This window comes from Aristaeella lactis, assembly GCF_018118585.1.
GTDB classification, from domain to species: Bacteria; Bacillota; Clostridia; order Christensenellales; family Aristaeellaceae; genus Aristaeella; species Aristaeella lactis.
Genome location: NZ_CP069421.1, coordinates 3,191,924 through 3,213,284 on the forward strand (window position 1 = coordinate 3,191,924; position 21,361 = coordinate 3,213,284).

Genomic DNA, 21,361 nt, shown 5'->3' on the forward strand with positions numbered 1-21,361 from the left:
GGGGCTTTGTCAATTGACCCAGGACTGATTCTGATAGACAGGAAAAAGATGATAGATGGACAGAAAGGGCAAAAAACGACCTTTTTGTGCAGATTTTGACAGGCGGGAAAAATCTGATGGTTGCGGGACGGAAAGGATCGTATATACAATGCAGCCAGACAAAGCGAACGGGCCGGCTAAGTGCGGACGTTCGCAAAAACCACATAATTCAGAAAGGTGAGGTGCACAAACAATGGCAAAAAAACTCATTGCCCTGGTTCTCGGAATCATGATGCTGATGACCGTCGCAGTCAGCGGCATCGCGGAGGAAAAAAGTGACCTGCATATCGCGGATGACGTGACACTGCGGTTCTTCTTTGACCTGGACCTGGCGGCAAACGTTCCCGGAATGCAGGACTACAACGACAGCGAAGCATACAAGTGGCTTGAGGAACAGACGGGCATCCATATTGAATGGATCCATCCCGCCAGCGGCACAAGCCGTGAAGCTTTCAACCTGCTCTTCGCGTCCGATGACATGCCGGACCTGATCTACAACTCCATCCCCAACGGTTTCGTCTATCCCTCCGGCCATGACATGGCCATTGCGGACGGCGTGTACGCGAACCTGAAGGATTATGAAGATCTGATGCCCAACTACATGGCCATCATCAATTCCAACGAAGCCCTGAAGCGGGAATCCGTGACGGACGAAGGAAACCGCTGGTGCTTCTTCTATATATATAAGGACGGCCGCGGCCCGAACTTCGGACCGACCATCCGTAAGGACTTCCTGGACAAGGTCGGTATGGATATTCCTGAAACCTATGATGACTGGCACGAAGTGCTGACCGCCTTCAAAGAGCAGCTGGGCATTGAAATCCCGCTGTATGTGAATAAGGACACCTTCATGTGGTACAGCGAATTCGCCGCGGGCTACGGCGTCACCAAGGACTGGTCCCTGAACAGCGAGGGCAAGGTCATTTACGGACCCTGCGAGGACGGCTACGGCGAATACCTGGACATGATGCAGCAGTGGTATAAGGAAGGCCTGATCGACCAGAGTTTCTCCGTGCATGACGGCCGCTGGCCTGAAAACGATCTGCTGCTGAACGACAAGGTCGGCGCGTTCCCGGTTTACACCTCCTGGACAGGCCATGACTACTACGCCAAGCAGGGCGCCACGAACCCTGACTTCTTCCTGGTCGGCACCAAGATCCCCGTAAAGGAAGGCGGAGAAGCCCATTACCGGATGCCCGACATGCTGACAAACACCTACTGCATCGCGGTCAACGCGCAGAGCAAGCACCTGGAAGAAGCCATCAGATGGATGGACGCCCAGTACGGCGAGGAAGCCGCCTTCGTGATGAACTACGGTGTGACGGAAGGCAAGGAAGACGGTTCCTACTACTTCGATGACAACGGTCCCCACTGGGGCGGACTGATCACCAACAATCCCGACGGACTGACCCAGGGCCAGGCCCGCCAGCGCTACACCACCAACAACGCGCCTTATGAGGATTACAACCGCGTGATGGGCATGTGGACAGACACCCAGCGTGAGACCCAGGCCCGCCTGATGGAAAGCGACTATTCCGCCTATATCTCCGACTCCATTACCATGACGGAAGCCGAACAGGAAGAGTTCAGCGATATCATGGGCGATATCACCACCTACGCAACGGAGTTCACGGTCAACTACGTCATGGGCAACGCCAGCCAGAGCTTTGACGAATTCCGTGCCCAGCTGAAGTCGATGAACATCGACCGGGCGATTGAGCTCAAGCAGGCTGCTGTGGATCGTTACAACGCGAGATAATTTTCGCAGCGTGTTTCTCCGGGGCCGCGGCCGGCGCGCCGCAGCCCCGGTTTTTCCAAAGACCCGGGGATGATTTTTTTCAAGGAACGGGGAGAATGCCTGTGGAAATAACCGCGAGGAAAAAGCCTTTCAGACAGCGGCTCCGGCGGGATATGCGGGAAAACTGGGTGGTTTACCTGCTGCTGCTGCCGGTGATCATCTGGTACATTATCTTCTGCTATCTGCCGATGTTCGGTATTGTGATGGCTTTCGAAAACTTCAAATTCGCGAAGGGCCTTTTCGGCAGCGCGTGGGTCGGATTCCGGAATTTCGAGAAATTCTTTTCCAGCTATTATTTCTGGCGCCTGCTGCGGAACACCCTGACGCTGAGTATCAAGGACCTGATTATTGCCTTCCCGGCGCCGATTATCTTCGCGCTGATGCTCAATGAGCTGCGCAGCCGGAAATTCAAGAAGTCGATCCAGACGATTTCCTACCTGCCGTATTTCATCTCGATGGTGGTGGTCTGCGGCATGGTGAAGACCTTTACGGAATCAACGGGGATATTCAGCCAGATCAGCCAGGCACTGGGCGGGCCCAAGGAACTGATTTCCAACCCGGGATCCTTCCACGGGATCATGATTACCAGCGGAATCTGGCAGGGCCTGGGATACGGCAGCGTGGTCTATATTTCCGCCCTGACGGCGGTTGACCAGGCACTGTACGACTCGGCGAAGCTGGATGGCGCGAACCGCTGGCAGCAGACGCTGCATGTCACTATCCCGGGCATTATGCCCACCATAATTATCATGCTGATCATGCGGGTCGGACATCTGATGAGTGTCAACTACCAGAAGATTATCCTGCTCTACAGCCCGGCTACCTATGAGACAGCAGACACCATTTCCACCTTTGTCTACCGCAAAGGCCTGCTGGACGGGGACTACGCCTATGCCGCAGCGGTTGACCTGTTCAACTCGGTGATCAACACGATCCTGCTGGTGACGGTCAACTGGATCAGCCGCCGCAAATCGGAAACCAGCCTGTTCTGAGGAGGTGGGAAGAAAATGATCAAACGGACAAGGGGCGAAAAGATCTTCGCCGTATTCAATGTGATCGTTCTCAGCCTGATCGGGCTGGCCTGCCTGATTCCGATCTGGCACTGCCTCTGCGCGTCCATCAGTGACCCGATCACGGTTTCCAAAACCCGGGGTCTGATCCTGTGGCCGAAGGGCGGGGTGACCACGATCGGCTACGCGAAATCCCTGCAGAATGAGAGTCTGCTGCGGGGCTATGCCAACACGATCCTGTACGTGATCCTGGGCACGGGCTTCGGGGTTCTGATGACCATCTTCGCGGGATATGGCCTGAGCCGGAACCTGCTGTTCGGCGGGGCGATCGCGCTGTTCCTCACCTTCACGATGATGTTCAACGGCGGAATCATCCCGACCTATATGGTGGTCCGGTCCCTAGGAATGCTGGACACCCGCGCGGCCATTGTCCTTCCGACAGCGCTGTCAGTGTTCAATATTATGATTACGCGAACTTCGTTCAAGAGTATACCGGAAGGCCTGATGGACGCGGCAAGAATTGACGGGGCCGGCCATATCCGGATCCTGGTTTATGTGGTCATTCCGGTTTCCAAGGCGATTATCGCGGTGATTACGCTCTTCAGCGCGGTACAGATCTGGAACAGCTGGTTCCATACAGCCATCTACGTCCGGAAACGCGAACTGTATCCGCTGCAGATCGTGCTGCGTGAGATTGTACTGCAGAATACCTCCCAGGCTTCGGATGCCGGGGAAGCCACCAGCGAGCTGAACCAGCTCCACGCAATTATCCGCTACTGCGTGATTATGCTGTCCATTATCCCGATGCTGTTCCTGTATCCGTTCATCCAAAAGTATTTTGTGACCGGGGTTATGATCGGATCCATCAAGGGATGAGCTGAACAGGAGAAAAGAATGAGTGAAAGAATAACAACGGTCAACCTGCATACCCATACCTGCAGATGCAAACACGCCAGGGGGATTCCGGCCGACTACGCGAAGGCCGCGGAGGAAAAGGGAATCCGGGTCCTTGGCATGACGGACCATACACCTTTTCCGGATGACCGGGTGATCATAATCCGGATGGGCATCGTGGAGCTGGATGATTATATCCGCGAAGTCCGGGAGGCCCAGGCGGCTTATCCGAAACTGAAGATCCTGCTGGGACTGGAATGCGAATATTTTCCGGAGTTTGACGATTTTTACCGAATGCTCCGGGAAGAAAAGAAAATGGATTACCTGATCGGCAGCGTGCATTTTTACATATACAAGGGGAAACACCAGGGCTTCTGGAACGGCTTCGTCATGGACCGGGAAGCGCTGCGAAGCTACGCGGACGCTTATATCCAGATGCTGGAGAGCGGTCATTTCTTCTTCGGCGCGCATCCGGATCTTTTCGGGGCGTCCATCGATACCTGGAACGAGGACTGCGAGGAAACGGCGGAAAGGATCTGCAAGACGGCGGCACAGCTGAAAATGCCGCTGGAGATCAACGTCAGCGGATGGCTGAAGCAGGAGCAGAACGCGAACAAGCTCGGTTATATTTCCGCGGAGAAAGCCATTGCGGATGGTCTTTCCTGCCCGCGGCCGTATCCGCTGGATGAATTCTGGCGGGTGGCGGCCAGACACGGGGTCAAGGCGGTGATCAACTCCGATGCCCATGATCCGGATGTCCTGACAAAGTATATGGAGCTCGGGTACGACATGGCCGAGCGGAACGGGGTTGAGATTATCTACCCCTTTGGGAAATGAAATCCAGGGTACACTACCTCCTTTTTTTACAGGGAGCCTGCCGGAAGGCAGGCTCTTCTGTATGGATGTTAAAAACAAAGAGCAGGCGCCTGCTTTTTTTATGCCCAAACCTTGACTCTGCCCTTGGGACATAGTTTAGCCTATAGGCATAAAAAGAATAAGGAGCGTATATGAAGGTACTTAAGAGACTTGCGGCAGCGAACCTGATATGGGTGATAACGGCTTTTACCGCCGTGTTCTTATCGATAACAGTCCAGTTTTTCTGGACGGTGCGTATCGGTATGATAGCCGATGCGATCGTAAGCCGCAAAAAGATAGAGCTTAAATTTGTGCTCATTATGTTTTCGATCCTTCTTGCCTCGTGCCTGTTTATATACCTTAAAGGAATAGTCGGCAAGTATGCGACAGAGAAAATGGCACACACATTAAGAATGGATTTTGCGGGCAACTTGCTTGTAAACAGCACAGCCGAAACCATGGGCGGATATGAGGCGATGTCGAAAGCGCAAAACGAACTTACCGCCTCGTCGGAAGGCCTAAGCGAAGCGTTTGACGTGATCGAGCAATTCCTGTCGGGCATACTGGCACTTTTCTTTTTACTGTTTGAAAACCTAAGATTCACGCTTATTGTACTTGGCCCCATGATCATAGTCGTTCTGCTCATAAACAGGATCGGGAAAAACCTTCCGGCGCTGGTAAACACGGCAATGGACAAAAAGATAAGCAACAACAAGACCGCATACATGATCATTTCGAACTACGAAGCGGTAAAGGTGTTCGGCGCGGAGGAGTTCTTTGAAAAGAAGTTCAGGGAAGAACTTGAGGAATGGGGAAGACTTGAAACGAAAAAAGAACGAATAAGCGCCGTCACGAATTCGGTCTCAGGAATCCTTTCACAGCTTCCGTTACTCATACTTTTCGGCGTGGGTGCACTGCTCATTTTCAAAGGGTACATGACGATCGGAACGCTCATGATCTTTTTGAACATGACGGGCAGCTTCATTAGTACGATCATGAATCTTCCGTCGTGGGTAGTGAAGATAAAGCAATTCCTGGTACATCTTTCAAGAACGGACATCGAATGTCTGGAGTAAAAATAGGAGAGCGGATATGGAAACGGTGATTTACGGAGAAAACTTATCATTTTCGTATAAAGAAAAAGAGATCTTAAAAGATATAAACTTTGCCATCAAAAAAGGAGAACGCGTGGGGATCGTCGGCGAGAGCGGCTCGGGGAAAAGCACATTCCTGCGCTTGCTCGCGGGGCTTCTTTCTCCGACGGGCGGAGTTGTGAGCGTGGCGGGAGAGACGAGCGCGGAAGGGATCATCAAAAAGATATCCATGGTGATGCAGGATGCGATGCTCATGCCCCTTACGATTAAAGAAAACATCACGCTCGGAAAAGACGTTCCGGTTTCACGTATCGAAGAAGTCATAAAGGCGACAAAGCTCGATAAGTGGATCGACTCCCTCGAATACGGCATCGATACGTATCTTGGGGACCGAGCCAACGAGATTTCCGGCGGCCAGGCGCAGAGGATCGCGATAGCAAGAGCGATGCTTAAAGACGCCGACATCATCTTACTTGATGAGCCCACGTCATCCCTGGACAAAGAAACCACAACGGAGGTGCTTGAAGCACTCGATCGGCTGATGGAAGGAAAGACTGTCGTTCATGTAACTCATCACCCCGATCTTTTAAAAGGCTACGATCGGATCATCACCGTAAAAGAAGGGCGTTTTTATGAATAAGCAGGTCGGAAAACTGCTAAAAGAGGCAGGAGTATGGCGTGAATTTGTGGTGATGATGATACTTCGTTCGCCTTTTGATATCTGCAATTCGATACTCACTGCCAATATGATGCAGAAATTCATGCGTCTTATCGAACAGAATCAAAGCGAAAACCTTGGGAAGACTCTGGGCGTTTTCTTTGCACTGACAGTCCTTTTGTTTGGCTATAACATGACGATCTGGAGCACGATCGCGGTAAGATTTACGGTGAAGCTTCAAAAGACGTTGCGGGAGAAGATGTTTCATAAGATAATGAGCCTTCCCGCAAGCGAGCTTATGGGAAGTTCGAAGGCCGAGTGGTTTACGAGGTTAAACAATGACATCGACAAAGCGGTGGGTTATCTTGTTAATCCGATCAACTTCATGCATATGGTCATCGCGTCGGTGAACCTTGTGATTTCATCGGTCATCATGATGTTTTTAAGCGTTGAGCTTTATATTATCGGGATATGCTGTCTGGTGCCTTTCTTTATGCTTAATGTGTTCGTGATCTCGTCGAAGATAAACGTATTTAAGAAAGAGGCTCAAAAGTCACTGGTGGGATACACCGATTGGATCGATGCGGCGCTTAAGGAAAAAGAAATGCTGGCCGTATATGACGCAAAAGATTTCGCAGGCAAACGCATCGCGCAAAAGAGCACCGGGATACTTAAACAAAACATGAAAGCGCACAACAGGGGAGCGATATGCAACATGTTCTACGCGTTTTCGGGGATGCTCGGATATCTGCTTTTATTGTACCGGGGTAATGGTATAATAGAGAAAAAGCTTGATGATTTCGCGGATCTTTGTAAAGTTACGCAGTACCGCGGAATGCTCGTGCTTAGTTTTAACTGTGTGCTCAATTCGATTATCAACATGCGCGGAAGCCTCGTGGGCGTTGAGCGTGTAAATGAAGTACTCTTAGGGGGAAAAGACGATGGACGAACAACTGCTTAAGATCGGAGAACTGGCGGGACTTTGTAACGTATCGCCGAAAGCTCTGCGCGTATACGAAAAGCGAGGGCTTATAAAACCTATAAAGATCGACGAGGAATCGGGCTACAGATATTACAGCGCCGATCAGGTTAAGGACGTCGAAACGCTCATTGAGTGGCGCGATATGGGATTCTCCTTAAAAGAGATCAGGATCATATTCTCGGGGAAATACAATAAGGAAGACATCGACCTTATCCTTTCGGCAAAAAAGAGAGAGTGGCAGGAAAAGATCTGGATCGCGGAAGCGAAGATGGAAGAGATAGACAAACTCGGCTGCAATCTTAAGTTTGACGAAAAAACGAATCTGTCGTCGCTTTCCGATAAAGACAGAGCGTGGTATTTATCGAGACTTACGATCATAAACGACAATAACGTACGCCAGGCGATAAGCGAAGCAATATGGCTGTAAAAAAGAAGAGGTCACACCTCTTCTTTTTTTGCCTTCAGTTCTGTAAAGAAAAACCAAAGCAAAATGACAACCCGGAACCTGATGACAGGATCCGGGGGGATTCTACTGTGAATCTTTGGATTTCATGGTGTTGATGGAGGAAAGCAGCATACGGCGGAGCTCAGTACACTGATTCATCAGATCTTTGTAATCTGATTCTGCGATACTGTCGGTTTCCTTCAGAAGGTTGAGCCAATACTCACACTCATTGCACTCTTTCAGGGAGATATCCAGTTTAGCAACGAAATCCCGGCCACCCTGGGCAAACTGAGCTTCGTGAATGTTGGCGCCAACGGAAGTTCCGCAACGGAGCAACTGGTTTGTGAGAGCTGATTCAATGTGATTTTCGCGCATGGCACGAGTGGCCAGGATGATAGATTTGGCGAAGGAGGCTGATTTATCACGGAGCGGGCTGGGCTTCATGGGCAGGACCTCCCTTCAGATATCAGTGAAGAGTGATGAGTGTAGAGTGAAAAGTGAAGAGTGAAGAGTTGAGCATTGAATGGGGATTTATTCCCACTCAATGCTCGCCGGAGGCTTCGTCGTCACATCCATTACTACTCTGCTTGCATGCGGAACCTCATTGACGATGCGAGCGGAAACCCGGGCGATGAGGTCATAAGGGAGACGCGCCCAGTCGGCGGTCATGAAGTCATCGGTAGTGACGGCGCGGAGAGCGATGGTGTAGTCGTAGGTGCGCTCGTCACCCATAACGCCGACGCTCTGGATGCCGGTCAGAACGGTGAAGTACTGATTGACATGGCGGTCGAGACCGGCAGCGGCGATCTCCTCGCGGAAAATGGCATCGCTTTCCCGGACGATTTCCGCCTTCTCCGGAGTCACCTCCCCGATGATGCGGATGGCCAGGCCGGGCCCCGGGAAGGGCTGGCGCCAGACCAGTTCCTTCGGCAGGCCCAGGGTTTCACCCAGGGCGCGGACTTCGTCCTTGAAGAGCATGCGCAGGGGCTCGATGAGCTCGGTGAAGCCCAGTTCCTTCGGCAGGCCGCCCACATTGTGGTGGCTCTTGATGACGGCGGCATTGGTGCCCTGGCCGCTCTCGATCACGTCCGGATAGATGGTGCCCTGGGCAAAGTAGTCCAGTTTGCCGAGCGTGGCCGCTTCCTTCTTGAAGACTTCAATGAAATCCCGGCCGATGATGTGCCGCTTTTCCTCCGGCTCCGTGACGCCCTTGAGATCCGCAAAGAAGCGTTCGGAAGCGTCAGAACGAATGAAACGCACCGGGAAGAGATGGCTGAAGACATGGCAGACCTGATCGCTTTCTCCTTTGCGCAGGAGACCGTGGTCCACAAAAACGCAGGTGAGGCGCTTGCCGATGGCTTTATAGATCAGGGCGGCAACTACAGAAGAGTCCACACCGCCGGACAGGGCCAGCAGTACGGTTCCGTCTTCGCCGACGGTTTCACGGATCTGCTTAATGGCGGTCTCGGCGTAGGCACTCATGGTCCAGTCGCCGGAGCAGCCGCAGAAGCGGAAGAGGAAGTTACGGATCAGCATGGTTCCTTCCTCGGTATGGGTCACTTCCGGATGGAACTGCACGCAGCAGATCTTCTTATCCTCGTTGACCATGGCGGCAACGGGGCAGTTGTCCGTTTCCGCGATCACCCGGAAACCGGGCGGGCAGGCACTGACCTGCCAGGTATGGCTCATCCAGCAGTTGGACGCAGGCTGCATACCGCCGAAGAGGCCGGTCTGTTCCTTCATCCGGACCGTGACACGGCCGTATTCCCGTTCTTTGGCTTTTTCAACAGCACCGCCCAGGAGCAGGGCAGTCAGCTGCATGCCGTAGCAGATTCCCAGCACCGGGACTCCTGCTTCATACAGGGCCGGATCAATCCGGGGCGCGTCAACGTCATGGACGCTGGAGGGACCGCCGGAAAGGATGATGCCCTTGGGATTGCGGGCCAGGATGTCCGCCAGGGGCATATTCCACGGGACAACCTCGGAATAGACATGGCATTCGCGAACGCGGCGGGCAATCAGCTGGGTATACTGGCCGCCGAAGTCCAGGATGAGGATGAGTTCTTTCTGCTGCATAGAGCCTCCAAATGGTAATTCACAATTCTGCGATCGCCGTTACCAAAGCTGCTTCGCACCTTTGACGGCTGTAGCATGGGAATCATTAGCCGTGAATGGCTCGGCGTTACCAGTGCTAAAGCACTGACGCCTGCATGGACGATCTGTTACCAGCGCTCAAGCGCTGACAGATCAGTCTTAAGCACGGATGATTCCTCAACAATGCATAATTCATAATGAAAAATGCTTTCCTATTATGAACTCTTTCGTTCAATTGCGCAACATCATATAGAAGAAAGATTCCTCTGTGTCAAATTTCAGAACGGAATGACAAAGAGGCGGAAGCCGCCTCTTTGTGAAGTGAAGAGTTTAGAGTGAAAAGTGAAGAGTATAGAGTTTAGAGTTGCACGGGGATTGGCCTATTATTGGCCACTTTGGCCATAATTGGCCAATACGCGTGCAGACGGATCATTGACATTGCAGCCGGGCCAGGTTTTGTTGGGCATCCAGAAGTCGGGGATCATATGGGCCTGGCCGGGATAGAACTGCTCGAACAGTTCCCGGTAGAGCAGGCTTTCCTTTGTGAAAGGCCGGCAGTAATCGTATTTCGCTGCTTTTTCCGCAAACTCCTCATCCGTATAAGTCTTTTCCGCATAGGCTTTCAGGTCATCCACCATGCTGTGGCCTACAGCATCGGAGAAGGCGGCCTTCTGGCGCCAGAGGATCTCGTCCGGAAGAATATGGTCATCCGCAAAGGCTTTACGGATCAGGTATTTACCCATGTTGTGGTTGTTCATCTTCAGTTCGGGGTCGATGCTCATGGCGTAGCGCACAAACTTCAGGTCACCGAAGGGGACGCGGGCTTCCAGGGAGTTGTAGGAAATGCAGCGGTCCGCCCGGAGAACGTCATACACATGCAGTTCCCGGATACGCTTTTCTGCTTCCTCCTGGAAAGCGGCGGCGGAAGGGGCAAAGTCCGTGTACTTGTATCCAAAGAGTTCATCGGAGATCTCACCGGTGAGCAGCACCCGGACATCCGTGTTTTCATGGATCCACTTGCAGACCAGGTACATGCCGATGGAAGCACGGATGGTGGTGATATCCCAGGTGCCCAGAAGCTCAACAACCGTGGGCAGGGCCTCCAGAACATCCTTTTCACTGATGATGACTTCCGTGTGGTTACTGCCGATATAGTCCGCGACCATACGGGCGTACTTCAGGTCAATGGCGTCGATATCCATGCCGATGGCAAAGGTGCGGATCGGCTTATCCAGCATTTTCTGGGCAATGGCGCAGACCAGGGAGGAATCCAGACCGCCGGAGAGCAGGAAACCGACCGGGGCGTCCGCGTCCAGGCGCTTTTCAACGCCGTCCATCAGCAGGCGGCGCAGCTTGGGACAGACTTCCGCTTCAGTTTTCATGGTGAAATATCCCACATAAGCCGGATCCGCATACTGGACGAATTCACCGTCAATCCAGTAGTGACCGGGCGGGAAGGGAAGGATTGTATCGCACATACCGATCAGGTTTTTCGGCTCGCTGGCAAAAGCCATGCCGCCTCCCCGGACTTCACCGTAATAGAGGGGACGGATACCGATGGGATCCCGGGCGGCGATCAGTTTCTGCTGTTTGTCATCCCAGAGGATCAGGGCAAACTCCGCGTCCAGGGTTTTGAACATTTCCACACCGTATTCCCGATAAAGGGGAAGCAGGATCTCACAGTCGCATTCGCTTTTAATATCGTAGGTTTCCATGAGGCGGGCCCGCAGAGGACGGAAGCCGTAAAGCTCGCCGTTGCAGACCACGTAGTCATTATCCAGCCGGAAAGGCTGCATACCTTCCTCGTGCAGGCCCATGATGGCCAGACGGTGAAAACCGAGAATGCCGCCGGGAATATCCACCATGCGGCTCATATCCGGACCGCGGGAGATGGTCCGGTCAAAACAGGTTTTGATCAGGTCCCGGGGAAACCGGGCACCTGTCATGCCGAAGATTGAACACATGATGCTTCGCTCCAATCATATTAAGGTAGGAGTATTAAAGGTAGGAGGTAGGAGGTTACTTTTTCAGAAGCTGCAGCAGCCGGTTGGCAGCTTCGCGGGTATCTGCCGGATCACCGAAGGTGGAGAAACGGAAGAAACCTTCACCGCAGGCACCGAAGCCTTCACCGGGAGTGCCGACAACCTGGATCTCAGTCAGCAGCTTGTCGAAGAACTCCCAGCTGCCCATACCGTCGGGGCACTGCATCCAGATATACGGCGCGTTCTTGCCGCCCCAGTAACGGATACCGGCCTTGTCCAGCGCCTCCATGAGCACCCGGGCGTTTTCCTTATAGATCCGGATGTTCGCGTGGATCTGCTTCTGTCCTTCATCCGTGAAGACAGCGGCACCGCCGTGCTGCAGGATATAGGACACACCGTTGGTCTTGGTGGTGCGGTTTCGCACCCACATGGCGTTGAGGTTCAGGCCGCAGCGCTCCAGGGCCTTCGGGATGACCGTGTATCCGAGACGGGTGCCGGTGAAGCCGGCGGTCTTGGACAGGGAACAGATCTCAATGGCACAGGTTTCCGCACCGGGGATCTCAAAGATGCTGTGGGGAAGATCTTCTTCAATAAAGGCTTCATAAGCCGCGTCGAAGAGGATCACCGCACCGCGGTCATTGGCCCAGTTGATCCACTGGGTCAGCTGTTCCCGGTTATAGGCGGCACCGGTGGGATTGTTTGGGGAGCAGAGGTAGATCAGGTCCGCATCCAGCCCGGGCTTGGGCAGGGGCAGGAAATGATCGTCAGGGCCGGAGGGAAGATGGATGATCTCCCGGCCGGCCATGATATTGGCATCCACATAAGCGGGATAGGCCGGCTCCATGATCAGGGCTTTGTTCGACCGGTCAAACAGGTCCAGCAGGTCGCCCAGTTCATCGCTGGCACCGCTGGAAACGAAAACCTCCTCCGGAGAGAGGAAAACATCCCGCTTCTCATAGTGCTTCGCGATGGTTTCCCGAAGGGAAGGCGCGCCGCACTCCGGCATATATCCATGGAAGCGATCCTTTACACCCTGGTTATCCACACCTTCATGCAGCGCCGCGATGACCGCGGGGACCAGCGGAAGGGAAACATCCCCGATGCCCATCCGGTAAAGATGGGTACCCGGATGCTCCGCCAGGTAAGCCCTGGTCTTCTGCGCAATATGATAGAAAAGGTAGGATTCCTTAAGATTCGCGTAGCTGAGGTTGGGTGTCAGCATGGGATCAACTCCTTTTGATTAAGGTAGGAGGTATGAGGTAGGAAGGAGGAGGTATAAACGAAAAACAAGGCAAGGAAATCCTTCGCAGGACGCCTTTGCCTTGTTGGGAGGTATGGTAACATTCCAGTAAAAGGTTGTCAAGGTATCCAAAGCGGGGAAGAAAAGTGAATACAAAGGGAATACAATCATGCCTATTGACAGCCACACAGACCGGTGATAGGATACGCCCATCAGGGCAAGGGTGTCGTGCTGACGACGCACCTTGCTCTCTTCTTTTATTATCGACACTGAGGGGGTCAGTACTATGAGTAAGTACACGAAGGAAGACATTATCCGCCTGGTACGGGAAGACGACGTGGAGTTCATCCGGATGCAGTTCACCGATATTTTCGGCCAGCTGAAGAATGTGGCTATCACCGCCAGCCAGATCGAAAAAGCCGTTAACAATGAGATTATGATCGACGGCAGCAGCATTGAAGGTTTTGTCCGCATCAATGAGAGCGACCAGTATCTTCGCCCCGACCTGGATACCTTCACCATTCTGCCCTGGCGTCCTCAGCACGGAAAAGTCGCCAGACTGATCTGCGATGTTTACAATCCGGACGGAACGCCCTTTGCCGGCGATCCCCGCGGTGTGCTGAAAAAGGTTTTGAAGCGGGCGGCTGATATGGGATACTCCTTCAACGTCGGTCCGGAGTGCGAATTCTTCCTCTTCCAGACGGATGAAGATGGAAACCCCACCACCACTACTTCCGATGAGGCCGGTTATTTCGACCTGGGACCGCTGGATCACGGTGAGAGCACCCGGCGCGAGATCTGCCTGGCACTGGAGCAGATGGGCTTTGAAATCGAAGCCAGCCACCACGAAGTAGCTGCCGGCCAGCACGAGATCGACTTCCGTTATGCTGATGCGCTGACGGCTGCCGACAACATCATGACCTTCAAACTGGCTGTGAAAACCCTGGCCCAGAAGAACGGTCTGCATGCGACGTTCATGCCCAAGCCCGTATTCGGCATCAACGGCAGCGGCATGCATACCAATATGAGTCTTTTCAAGGACGGCAAGAACGTTTTCGCCGATCCTTCCGATAAACGCGGCCTGAGCAAGGAAGCCTATTCCTTCATCGCCGGTGTCCTGGCCCACGTGCGCGGCATGGCGGCGATCACCAACCCGCTGGTCAACAGCTACAAACGCCTGGTGCCCGGTTATGAAGCTCCCTGCTACCTGGCCTGGAGCGCCAGCAACCGCAGCGCCCTGATCCGTATCCCCGCTTCCCGCGGTATGGGAACCCGTGTGGAACTGCGCTGCCCCGATCCGAGCTGCAACCCCTACCTGAACATGGCGGTCTGCCTGGCTGCCGGCCTGGACGGCATTGAAAAGGGCATGACCCCGCCGGATGAAATCACCGAAAACATCTTCGCCATGGATGCCGCGACCCGCGAAGCCAAGGGCATCAGATCTCTGCCCGGCACCCTGAAGGAAGCTGTGGACTGCCTGAAAGAGGACGAAGTCATCTGCACCGCGCTGGGTGAGCATGTGTTGAGCCAGTATGTGGAAGGCAAGGAAAAAGAGTGGGACGCCTACCGGACCCATGTGAGCAAGTGGGAGACCGACCGGTATCTGGTAATGTATTAATCAAATTCATAATTCATAATTCACAATTCATAATCATATAGACTGATATCATTCTGGTGCAGTCCTGATTGCTGCAACAGTAGTCAGAGGTATATATAATTCTGAATTCGTAATTCTGAATTGAAAGCGGGGGTGGAACTGTGGCCAGGATCGTTGTTGTCAGCCAATCGGAAGACAGCCGTTCAAAACTTGTCAAGCTTCTGGCCTCCTCCGGATTACAGGTGTTCCGAAGCTGCTCGTCGGGCAGTGAACTGCGGCGGGCGCTGAGCGAAAGTGAAGATTGTGTTGTGGTAATGGTCGGCTACACTCCGGACTGCAAACCGGATGAGCTGATGTGGGACTATAAGGACAGCATCCAGATCCTGCTGATCGCCAAACAGCCCGTGCTGGATAACATTGAATCGCCGGAGATATTCCGGCTGGCGATGCCGGCATCCGGACAGGCAGTACTCGGAGCGGTGGAAATGCTGTCGCAGCTGCACCGGATGAGGCTGCCCCGAAGAACCGGGGAAAGCAAGGACATTGTGGACCGGGCCAAGGCTGTGCTGATGAAACAGAAAGGCCTTTCGGAACCGGAAGCACATCGGGCGATGCAGCAGTATGCCATGAACCACGGCATGAAAATGGCAGAATTCGCCGCACAGATCCTGAAGAAGGCGGAGGAATAACTATGAAGGACCGACAGTATCCTCTTTATCATAAAGAGCTTGAACATGACAGCTGCGGCGTAGGCGCCGTGGTGGACCTGAACGCGAAAGCAACCCACCGGACTGTGGACCAGGCGCTGTGCATTGTTGAGCGGCTGGCGCACCGTGCCGGCAGCGACGCGGAAGGAACCACCGGTGACGGCGTGGGCATTATGACCCAGCTGCCTCACACGCTTTTTGCGGCGTGGGCCAGGGAGGAAGGAATCGCCCTGGGAAACCCCGGAGATTACGGTGTAGGTATGTTCTTTCTGCCGGAGGATGAGGTCGGAGCCCAAAATACAGCAGGAATCTTTGAACAGCTGGCGGAATCCGAAGGGATTACGGTACTCGGGTGGCGGGAGGTACCCTGCCACCCGGCCCAGCTGGGCGCGGGTGCACGGCGGACAATGCCGTGTATACGACAGTGCTTTTTGAAAAGGCCGAAGGAGACCGGTGCCGGTCAGGACTTTGACCGGCGTCTTTATATTTTACGGCGTGTTTTTGAACACCAGGACACGGACGCGTATGTATGCTCCCTGTCCAGCCGCACGATCGTCTACAAGGGCATGATGCTGGTGAACCAGCTACGCTCCTTCTATGACGATCTGCAGGATGTGCGCTATGCCAGCAGCATGGCCATGGTGCACTCCCGTTTCTCTACCAATACTTTCCCTTCCTGGAGCAAGGCGCATCCCCAGCGGATGCTGCTGCATAACGGGGAAATCAATACCATCCGCGGCAACCATGACCGAATGAAGGCCCGGGAAGAGACCATGCGTTCCGACGTTATGGGCGCAGAGATGAAACGTGTATTGCCCGTGGTTGATCCGGACGGAAGCGACAGCCAGATGCTGGATAATACGCTGGAATTCCTGGCGATGAACGGCTTCCCGCTGCCGCTGGCAGGTATGATCCTGCTGCCGGAACCCTGGCAGGGCGAAGCACGGAGGGCCGCCAGTGGCGGAAATTCCGTCCGGGCTGAGGTTGCGGACAGGGTACAGCAAACGGGCAAGCCCTGGACGGATCTGTACCGCTACTATGCCACCATGATGGAGCCCTGGGACGGCCCCGCCGCGATCCTGTATTCCGACGGTGATACGGTTTGTGCCTCCCTGGACCGGAACGGACTGCGGCCGCTGCGCTGCGCGCTGACGGACGACAGGCGACTGATCCTGACCTCCGAGGCTGGTGTGCTGTTTGAAGAGAACGCGCACATCCTGCGGCGGTGGAAGCTGAAGGCCGGAGACGTGCTGGAGGCTGACCTGAAGACCGGCAGGCTGACAGAAAGCGAAGCCCTGAAGACCCGGTTCGCCCAGGAACATCCCTATACGGAATGGATGACTAAACTGGTGCGACTGGAGGATCTTCCGGCAGCCGAAATCAAAGAGGATATCCTGCCTGAAACGGAGCGGGAAAAGCTCTGCAAGGCGTTTAACTACACCTGGGAAGATGTGCAGGACATCGTGCTGCCGATGGCGGCGAAGGGAACAGAACCCATCGTTTCCATGGGCGCGGACGTGCCTGTGGCAGCCCTGTCAAAGACCCATCCTTCCCTGTATGACTACTTCCGCCAGCGTTTCGCGCAGGTGACCAACCCGCCGATCGACGCACTGCGGGAAGAAGTGAAAACCGACTGCTCCATCTATGTCGGCGATGACGGCAACCTGCTATCCAGGGAAGCCGCGAACAGCGCTGTACTGGAGCTGCCCTCCCCGGTGCTGACCGAAGAGGAACTGCAGCGGATCCGGAAGATGGACCATCCGGACTTCTCTGTCCGTACAGTATCCCTGCTCTATGACAAAAACGGAAGCCTTCGGGACGCGCTGGAACATTTCTTTGACGTCTGCGACCAGGCCTGCCGTGACCATATCAATATCCTGATCCTGTCTGACCGGGGTATCAGCCCGGATACCATGGCGATCCCGTCGCTGCTGGCGGTATCGGCGCTGGAACAGCACCTGATCGGAAAGAAAAAGCGCACCGCTGTTTCTGTGATCCTCGAAAGCGGTGAACCCCGTGACGTCCACCAGCTGGCTATGCTGATCGGTTTTGGTGCCCGGGCGGTGAACCCGTACCTGGCACACGACTGCATCCGTGCCCTGTGCGCGGACGGGCAGATCAGCAAGACACAGGAGGAAGCGATCCGGGACTACAACAAGGCACTGACTGCCGGCGTGCTGAAGATCGCCTCCAAGATGGGCGTCTCCGTGCTGCAGGCCTACCAGAGCGCACAGCTGTTTGAGGCGGTGGGCCTGGACCAGGGCTTTGTGAAGACCTACTTTACGAATACACCGTGCTCCCTGGGCGGCACCGACCTGAACCGTGTGGAGGCGGACAGCCGTTTCCATCACGAGGCGGCGTTTGCCGAGACGGGGACGCAGGGCCTGACCAGTGTGGGCAGGCATAAATACCGGAGGGGCGAAGGTGCCGAAGAGCATCTCTATGCTCCTGAAACCATTCACCTGCTGCAGCAGGCAGTATGGACGGATGACCGGGCGGCCTTTGACAAATACGCCGCACGGATTGAAAACGAAGGACCGCGGACAATCCGTTCCATGCTTTCCTTCAATTATGACGCCTGCCGGGCCATTCCGCTGGAAGAAGTGGAAAGCGCGGCAGAGATCGTGAAGCGTTTCCGGACCGGCGCCATGAGCTACGGTTCCATTTCCCAGGAAGCCCATGAATGCATGGCCAAGGCCATGAACCACCTGGGCGGCCGTTCCAACAGCGGTGAAGGCGGCGAGCTGGCTGAACGCTTCGGTACGGACCTGAACTCCGCTATCAAGCAGGTGGCTTCCGGCCGCTTCGGCGTGACGCGGGAATACCTGCTTTCCGCCAAGGAAATCCAGATCAAGATGGCCCAGGGCGCCAAGCCCGGCGAGGGCGGACACCTGCCCGGCGCGAAGGTGACGGACAGCGTGGCAAAGACCCGCTGCTCCACACCCGGTATCTCCCTGATTTCCCCGCCGCCGCATCATGATATCTATTCGATTGAGGATCTGGCGGAATTGATCTATGACCTCCAGTGCGCTAACGAAGACGCAAAGATCACCGTGAAACTGGTGTCTTCCGCGGGCGTGGGTACCATCGCCAGCGGTGTGGCCAAGGCTGGCGCGGGCGGTATCCTGATCTCCGGCGGAGAAGGCGGTACCGGTGCAGCCCCCATGAGCAGCGTGCATCACGCAGGTTTGCCCTGGGAGATCGGCCTGGCTGAAGCACACCAGGTGCTCTGCCGCAACCGGCTGCGCCAGACGGTTACCCTGGAAACAGACGGCAAGCTGATGACCGGACATGACGTGATGGTGGCTTTGTTGCTTGGCGCGGAGCAGTTCGGTTTCGCAACGGCACCCCTGGTCACCATGGGCTGCCGGATGATGCGTGTCTGCCAGCTGGGTACGTGCCCCTTCGGTATCGCAACACAGAATCCGGAACTGCGTAAGCGCTTCAAGGGCAAGCCGGAATACGTGGAACGCTTCATGCTCTTTATCGCGGAGCAGATGCGGGAGATCATGGCAAAACTCGGCGCCCGTACCGTGAATGAACTGGTGGGCCGCAGCGACCTGCTGGTGATGAAGGAAAACGCGGCGATGGACCTGACGGATCTGACCGGATTTGCCCGGAACACGCATTTCCAGCCTTCCGCGAAGTTTGATTTCCACCTGGCGGAACGGGCGGACGTCCGTCTGTACCAGGATCATGTACACCTGATGACCACAGACCGGGCCTTCGGCACCATGCTGAAGGGAGACCGGCATATCCAGGCCCAGGGCTGTGGCGGCCAGTCCTTCGGCGCGTTCCTGCCTCACGGACAGGAGATCACCCTTTACGGCGTAGCCAATGACTACCTGGGCAAGGGTCTTTCAGGCGGTACGCTGGCGGTGTGCCCGCCCGCGGACAGCATCTGGAAGAAGGAAGATACCCTGATCGGCAACGTAGCCCTGTACGGCGCGACGAGCGGTTATGCCTTTGTGGCTGGTATGGCCGGCGAACGTTTCGCGGTACGCAACTCCGGCGCGTGGGCCGTTGTGGAAGGCGTGGGAGACCATGGCTGTGAATACATGACCGGCGGCCGGGTGGCTGTGCTGGGTCCTGTGGGCGACAACTTTGCTGCCGGTATGAGCGGCGGTGTGGCCTGGGTGCTGGATGAGGACGGACATCTGGAAAGCCGTTTGAACAAGGGCCATGTGAAGCTTTATGAAGTTTCCGCACAGCAGGCAGATGAACTGAACAGGCTGCTGGAGATGCATGTGAAAGCCACCGGATCGCAGAAGGCCAGGGAGATCCTGGAACACTTCAGCGAATGGGTGCCGAAGTTCAAAGCGGTCATTTCGGATGAATACCTCGCCTGGCTCAGCCGGGGATAAATACCTGGCTGAGCCAGGAATGAATTATTGGCCTTCAGCCAATGTGAATGATCTGCTTCGCAGATATGAATTATCCCGCATACGCGGGATGTGAGAATTACTCCAGATGAATTGAGGGTGAGACTGTGGGAAGCGCGACGGGTTTTCTGGATACAGTGAGAATAGAGAATCCTTTCCGGGATGAAGCGGCGCGGCTCGGTGATTTCGAGGACCTGCATACGTGCCAGTCCTGTGAAGCAAGGCGTGCGCAGGCATCCCGCTGCATGAACTGCGGCGTGCCGTTCTGCCAGTCTGATTTCGGCTGCCCGCTGCACAACCTGATCCCGGAGTGGAATGACCTGCTTTACCGCGGACAGGAGCGGGAAGCGCTGATGCGCCTGATCCGGACAGCCCCTTTTCCGGAGTTCACCGGACATGTCTGTCCCGCCCTTTGTGAAAAGGCCTGCAACCTGGAAAACGACGCGACAACAAACCGGGACAATGAGCTTTACCTGATCGAAACCGGATTTGAAAAGGGCTGGATCCAGCCCCGGATTCCTGCTGTACGCTCCGGAAAACGCGTGGCTGTTATCGGCAGCGGCCCTTCCGGCCTTGCTGCGGCGGACCTGCTGAACCAGCTTGGACATTCCGTTACTGTGATTGAGCGTGCGGACCGTCCCGGCGGACTGCTGATGTACGGCATTCCGAATATGAAGCTTCCCAAGAACATTGTGGAACGCCGGATCCGCCTGATGGAAGCAGAAGGGATCACCTTTGAACTGAATACGGAAGCGGATCCTGAAAAACTGCAGGATTATGACGCTGTGCTGCTCTGTGGCGGTGCACGGAAGCCCCGCTCCCTGAATGTGGAACATATGGACGCCGAAGGTGTGATGTTTGCTGTGGACTACCTGACAGCAGCAACCAGGGCTGTGCTGGGAGGCACTGTTTCCGAAGCATCCGCAGCCGGAAAGCATGTGATCGTGGTCGGCGGCGGTGATACCGGCAATGACTGCGTAGGGACTGCCCTGCGCCAGGAATGCGTCAGCGTGACACAGCTGGAAATGATGCCTGCTCCGCCGGAAGACCGCACACCGGGCAATCCGTGGCCGGAATGGCCGAGGATCCTGCGGACCGACTACGGCCAGCTGGAAGCGATCTACCGGCAGGGAAGCGATCCGCGGGTTTACAGGACCACGGTCAAACAGATCCTGACGGATGACCAGAACCGGATCTGCGGACTGGAAACCGTACAGCTGGAACGGACGCCTGAGGGACGATTTGAGCAGGTGGCCGGAACTGAAAAGACGCTGCCCTGCGAGCTGCTGCTGATCGCGGCCGGTTTTGTGGGCTGCGATGAGAAAACCGCGGAACACTTTGCCCTGCAGGCGGACGGACGGGGAAGGCTGCTGCCGGAGAACGGAAGCCATCACCTGGCAGGGAAGATCTTCAGCGCCGGGGATATGCGCAACGGACAGTCCCTGGTGGTACGCGCACTGGCTGACGGCCGGAACGCGGCAAAGGAAATCAATGACTGGATGAGATCATAATATGCTTTGACTTGAGATGTATAAAATCAAAAAGAGACTGCCTCAGCGAGGCAGTCTCTTTTTGAATACCATT

General features: G+C 55.1%; 16 protein-coding genes. 12 read left to right on the top strand and 4 right to left on the bottom strand.

Features of this window, described 5'->3' with window-relative positions:
- Nucleotides 1–232: 232 nt before the first annotated feature.
- From JYE50_RS14345 to JYE50_RS14380, 8 genes are all read left to right on the top strand, one after another.
- Nucleotides 233–1,798: an extracellular solute-binding protein gene (locus JYE50_RS14345; RefSeq protein WP_084095636.1), complete on the top strand. Its 1,566-nt coding sequence runs from the start codon at nt 233–235 to the stop codon at nt 1,796–1,798.
- Between the two features lie 95 nt (nt 1,799–1,893).
- Nucleotides 1,894–2,829, top strand: coding sequence for an ABC transporter permease (locus tag JYE50_RS14350; protein WP_084095637.1), 936 nt, complete (start codon nt 1,894–1,896; stop codon nt 2,827–2,829).
- Between the two features lie 15 nt (nt 2,830–2,844).
- Nucleotides 2,845–3,723, top strand: coding sequence for a carbohydrate ABC transporter permease (locus JYE50_RS14355; RefSeq protein ID WP_084095638.1), 879 nt, complete (start codon nt 2,845–2,847; stop codon nt 3,721–3,723).
- A gap of 18 nt (nt 3,724–3,741) precedes the next feature.
- On the top strand, nt 3,742–4,578 hold the full coding sequence (locus JYE50_RS14360) for a histidinol-phosphatase (protein WP_084095639.1): 837 nt from the start codon (nt 3,742–3,744) through the stop codon (nt 4,576–4,578).
- Between the two features lie 170 nt (nt 4,579–4,748).
- Nucleotides 4,749–5,672: an ABC transporter transmembrane domain-containing protein gene (locus tag JYE50_RS14365; protein ID WP_084095640.1), complete on the top strand. Its 924-nt coding sequence runs from the start codon at nt 4,749–4,751 to the stop codon at nt 5,670–5,672.
- 16 nt (nt 5,673–5,688) lie between these two features.
- Nucleotides 5,689–6,330 (top strand): ATP-binding cassette domain-containing protein, encoded by a 642-nt coding sequence (locus JYE50_RS14370; protein WP_084095641.1) that lies wholly within the window; start codon nt 5,689–5,691, stop codon nt 6,328–6,330.
- Nucleotides 6,323–7,309: an ABC transporter transmembrane domain-containing protein gene (locus JYE50_RS14375; protein WP_084095642.1), complete on the top strand. Its 987-nt coding sequence runs from the start codon at nt 6,323–6,325 to the stop codon at nt 7,307–7,309. Before JYE50_RS14370 ends, JYE50_RS14375 begins: the two co-directional genes overlap by 8 nt.
- The gene (locus JYE50_RS14380; protein ID WP_084095643.1) at nt 7,290–7,757 is read left to right on the top strand and encodes a MerR family transcriptional regulator; all 468 of its coding nucleotides are present in this window, start codon (nt 7,290–7,292) and stop codon (nt 7,755–7,757) included. The genes JYE50_RS14375 and JYE50_RS14380 overlap by 20 nt, the downstream gene beginning before the upstream one ends.
- Nucleotides 7,758–7,859: 102 nt before the next feature.
- Here JYE50_RS14380 and JYE50_RS14385 read toward each other — a convergent pair whose 3' ends face one another.
- The 4 genes from JYE50_RS14385 to JYE50_RS14400 form a co-directional block, all read right to left on the bottom strand.
- Nucleotides 7,860–8,219 (bottom strand): four helix bundle protein, encoded by a 360-nt coding sequence (locus tag JYE50_RS14385; protein WP_084095644.1) that lies wholly within the window; start codon nt 8,217–8,219, stop codon nt 7,860–7,862.
- A gap of 87 nt (nt 8,220–8,306) precedes the next feature.
- Nucleotides 8,307–9,851: a glutamine-hydrolyzing GMP synthase gene (gene guaA / locus JYE50_RS14390; protein WP_084095675.1), complete on the bottom strand. Its 1,545-nt coding sequence runs from the start codon at nt 9,849–9,851 to the stop codon at nt 8,307–8,309.
- Between the two features lie 401 nt (nt 9,852–10,252).
- The gene (gene asnB, locus JYE50_RS14395) at nt 10,253–11,833 is read right to left on the bottom strand and encodes an asparagine synthase B (RefSeq protein ID WP_084095676.1); all 1,581 of its coding nucleotides are present in this window, start codon (nt 11,831–11,833) and stop codon (nt 10,253–10,255) included.
- A 55-nt stretch (nt 11,834–11,888) separates the two neighbouring features.
- Nucleotides 11,889–13,073, bottom strand: a complete 1,185-nt coding sequence (locus tag JYE50_RS14400; protein ID WP_084095677.1) for an LL-diaminopimelate aminotransferase — start codon at nt 13,071–13,073, stop codon at nt 11,889–11,891.
- A 304-nt stretch (nt 13,074–13,377) separates the two neighbouring features.
- Here JYE50_RS14400 and glnA point away from each other — a divergent pair, with 304 nt between their 5' ends.
- The 4 genes from glnA to JYE50_RS14420 all read left to right on the top strand — a co-directional run bounded on the left by glnA (nt 13,378) and on the right by JYE50_RS14420 (nt 21,288).
- On the top strand, nt 13,378–14,709 hold the full coding sequence (gene glnA, locus JYE50_RS14405) for a type I glutamate--ammonia ligase (protein ID WP_084095678.1): 1,332 nt from the start codon (nt 13,378–13,380) through the stop codon (nt 14,707–14,709).
- A gap of 140 nt (nt 14,710–14,849) precedes the next feature.
- Nucleotides 14,850–15,377, top strand: coding sequence for an ANTAR domain-containing response regulator (locus JYE50_RS14410; RefSeq protein ID WP_084095679.1), 528 nt, complete (start codon nt 14,850–14,852; stop codon nt 15,375–15,377).
- A gap of 2 nt (nt 15,378–15,379) precedes the next feature.
- Entirely contained in the window at nt 15,380–19,759 is a 4,380-nt protein-coding gene (gene gltB / locus JYE50_RS14415; RefSeq protein ID WP_084095680.1) for a glutamate synthase large subunit, read from the top strand.
- A 125-nt stretch (nt 19,760–19,884) separates the two neighbouring features.
- Nucleotides 19,885–21,288, top strand: coding sequence for a glutamate synthase subunit beta (locus tag JYE50_RS14420; RefSeq protein ID WP_084095681.1), 1,404 nt, complete (start codon nt 19,885–19,887; stop codon nt 21,286–21,288).
- Nucleotides 21,289–21,361: the final 73 nt, after the last annotated feature.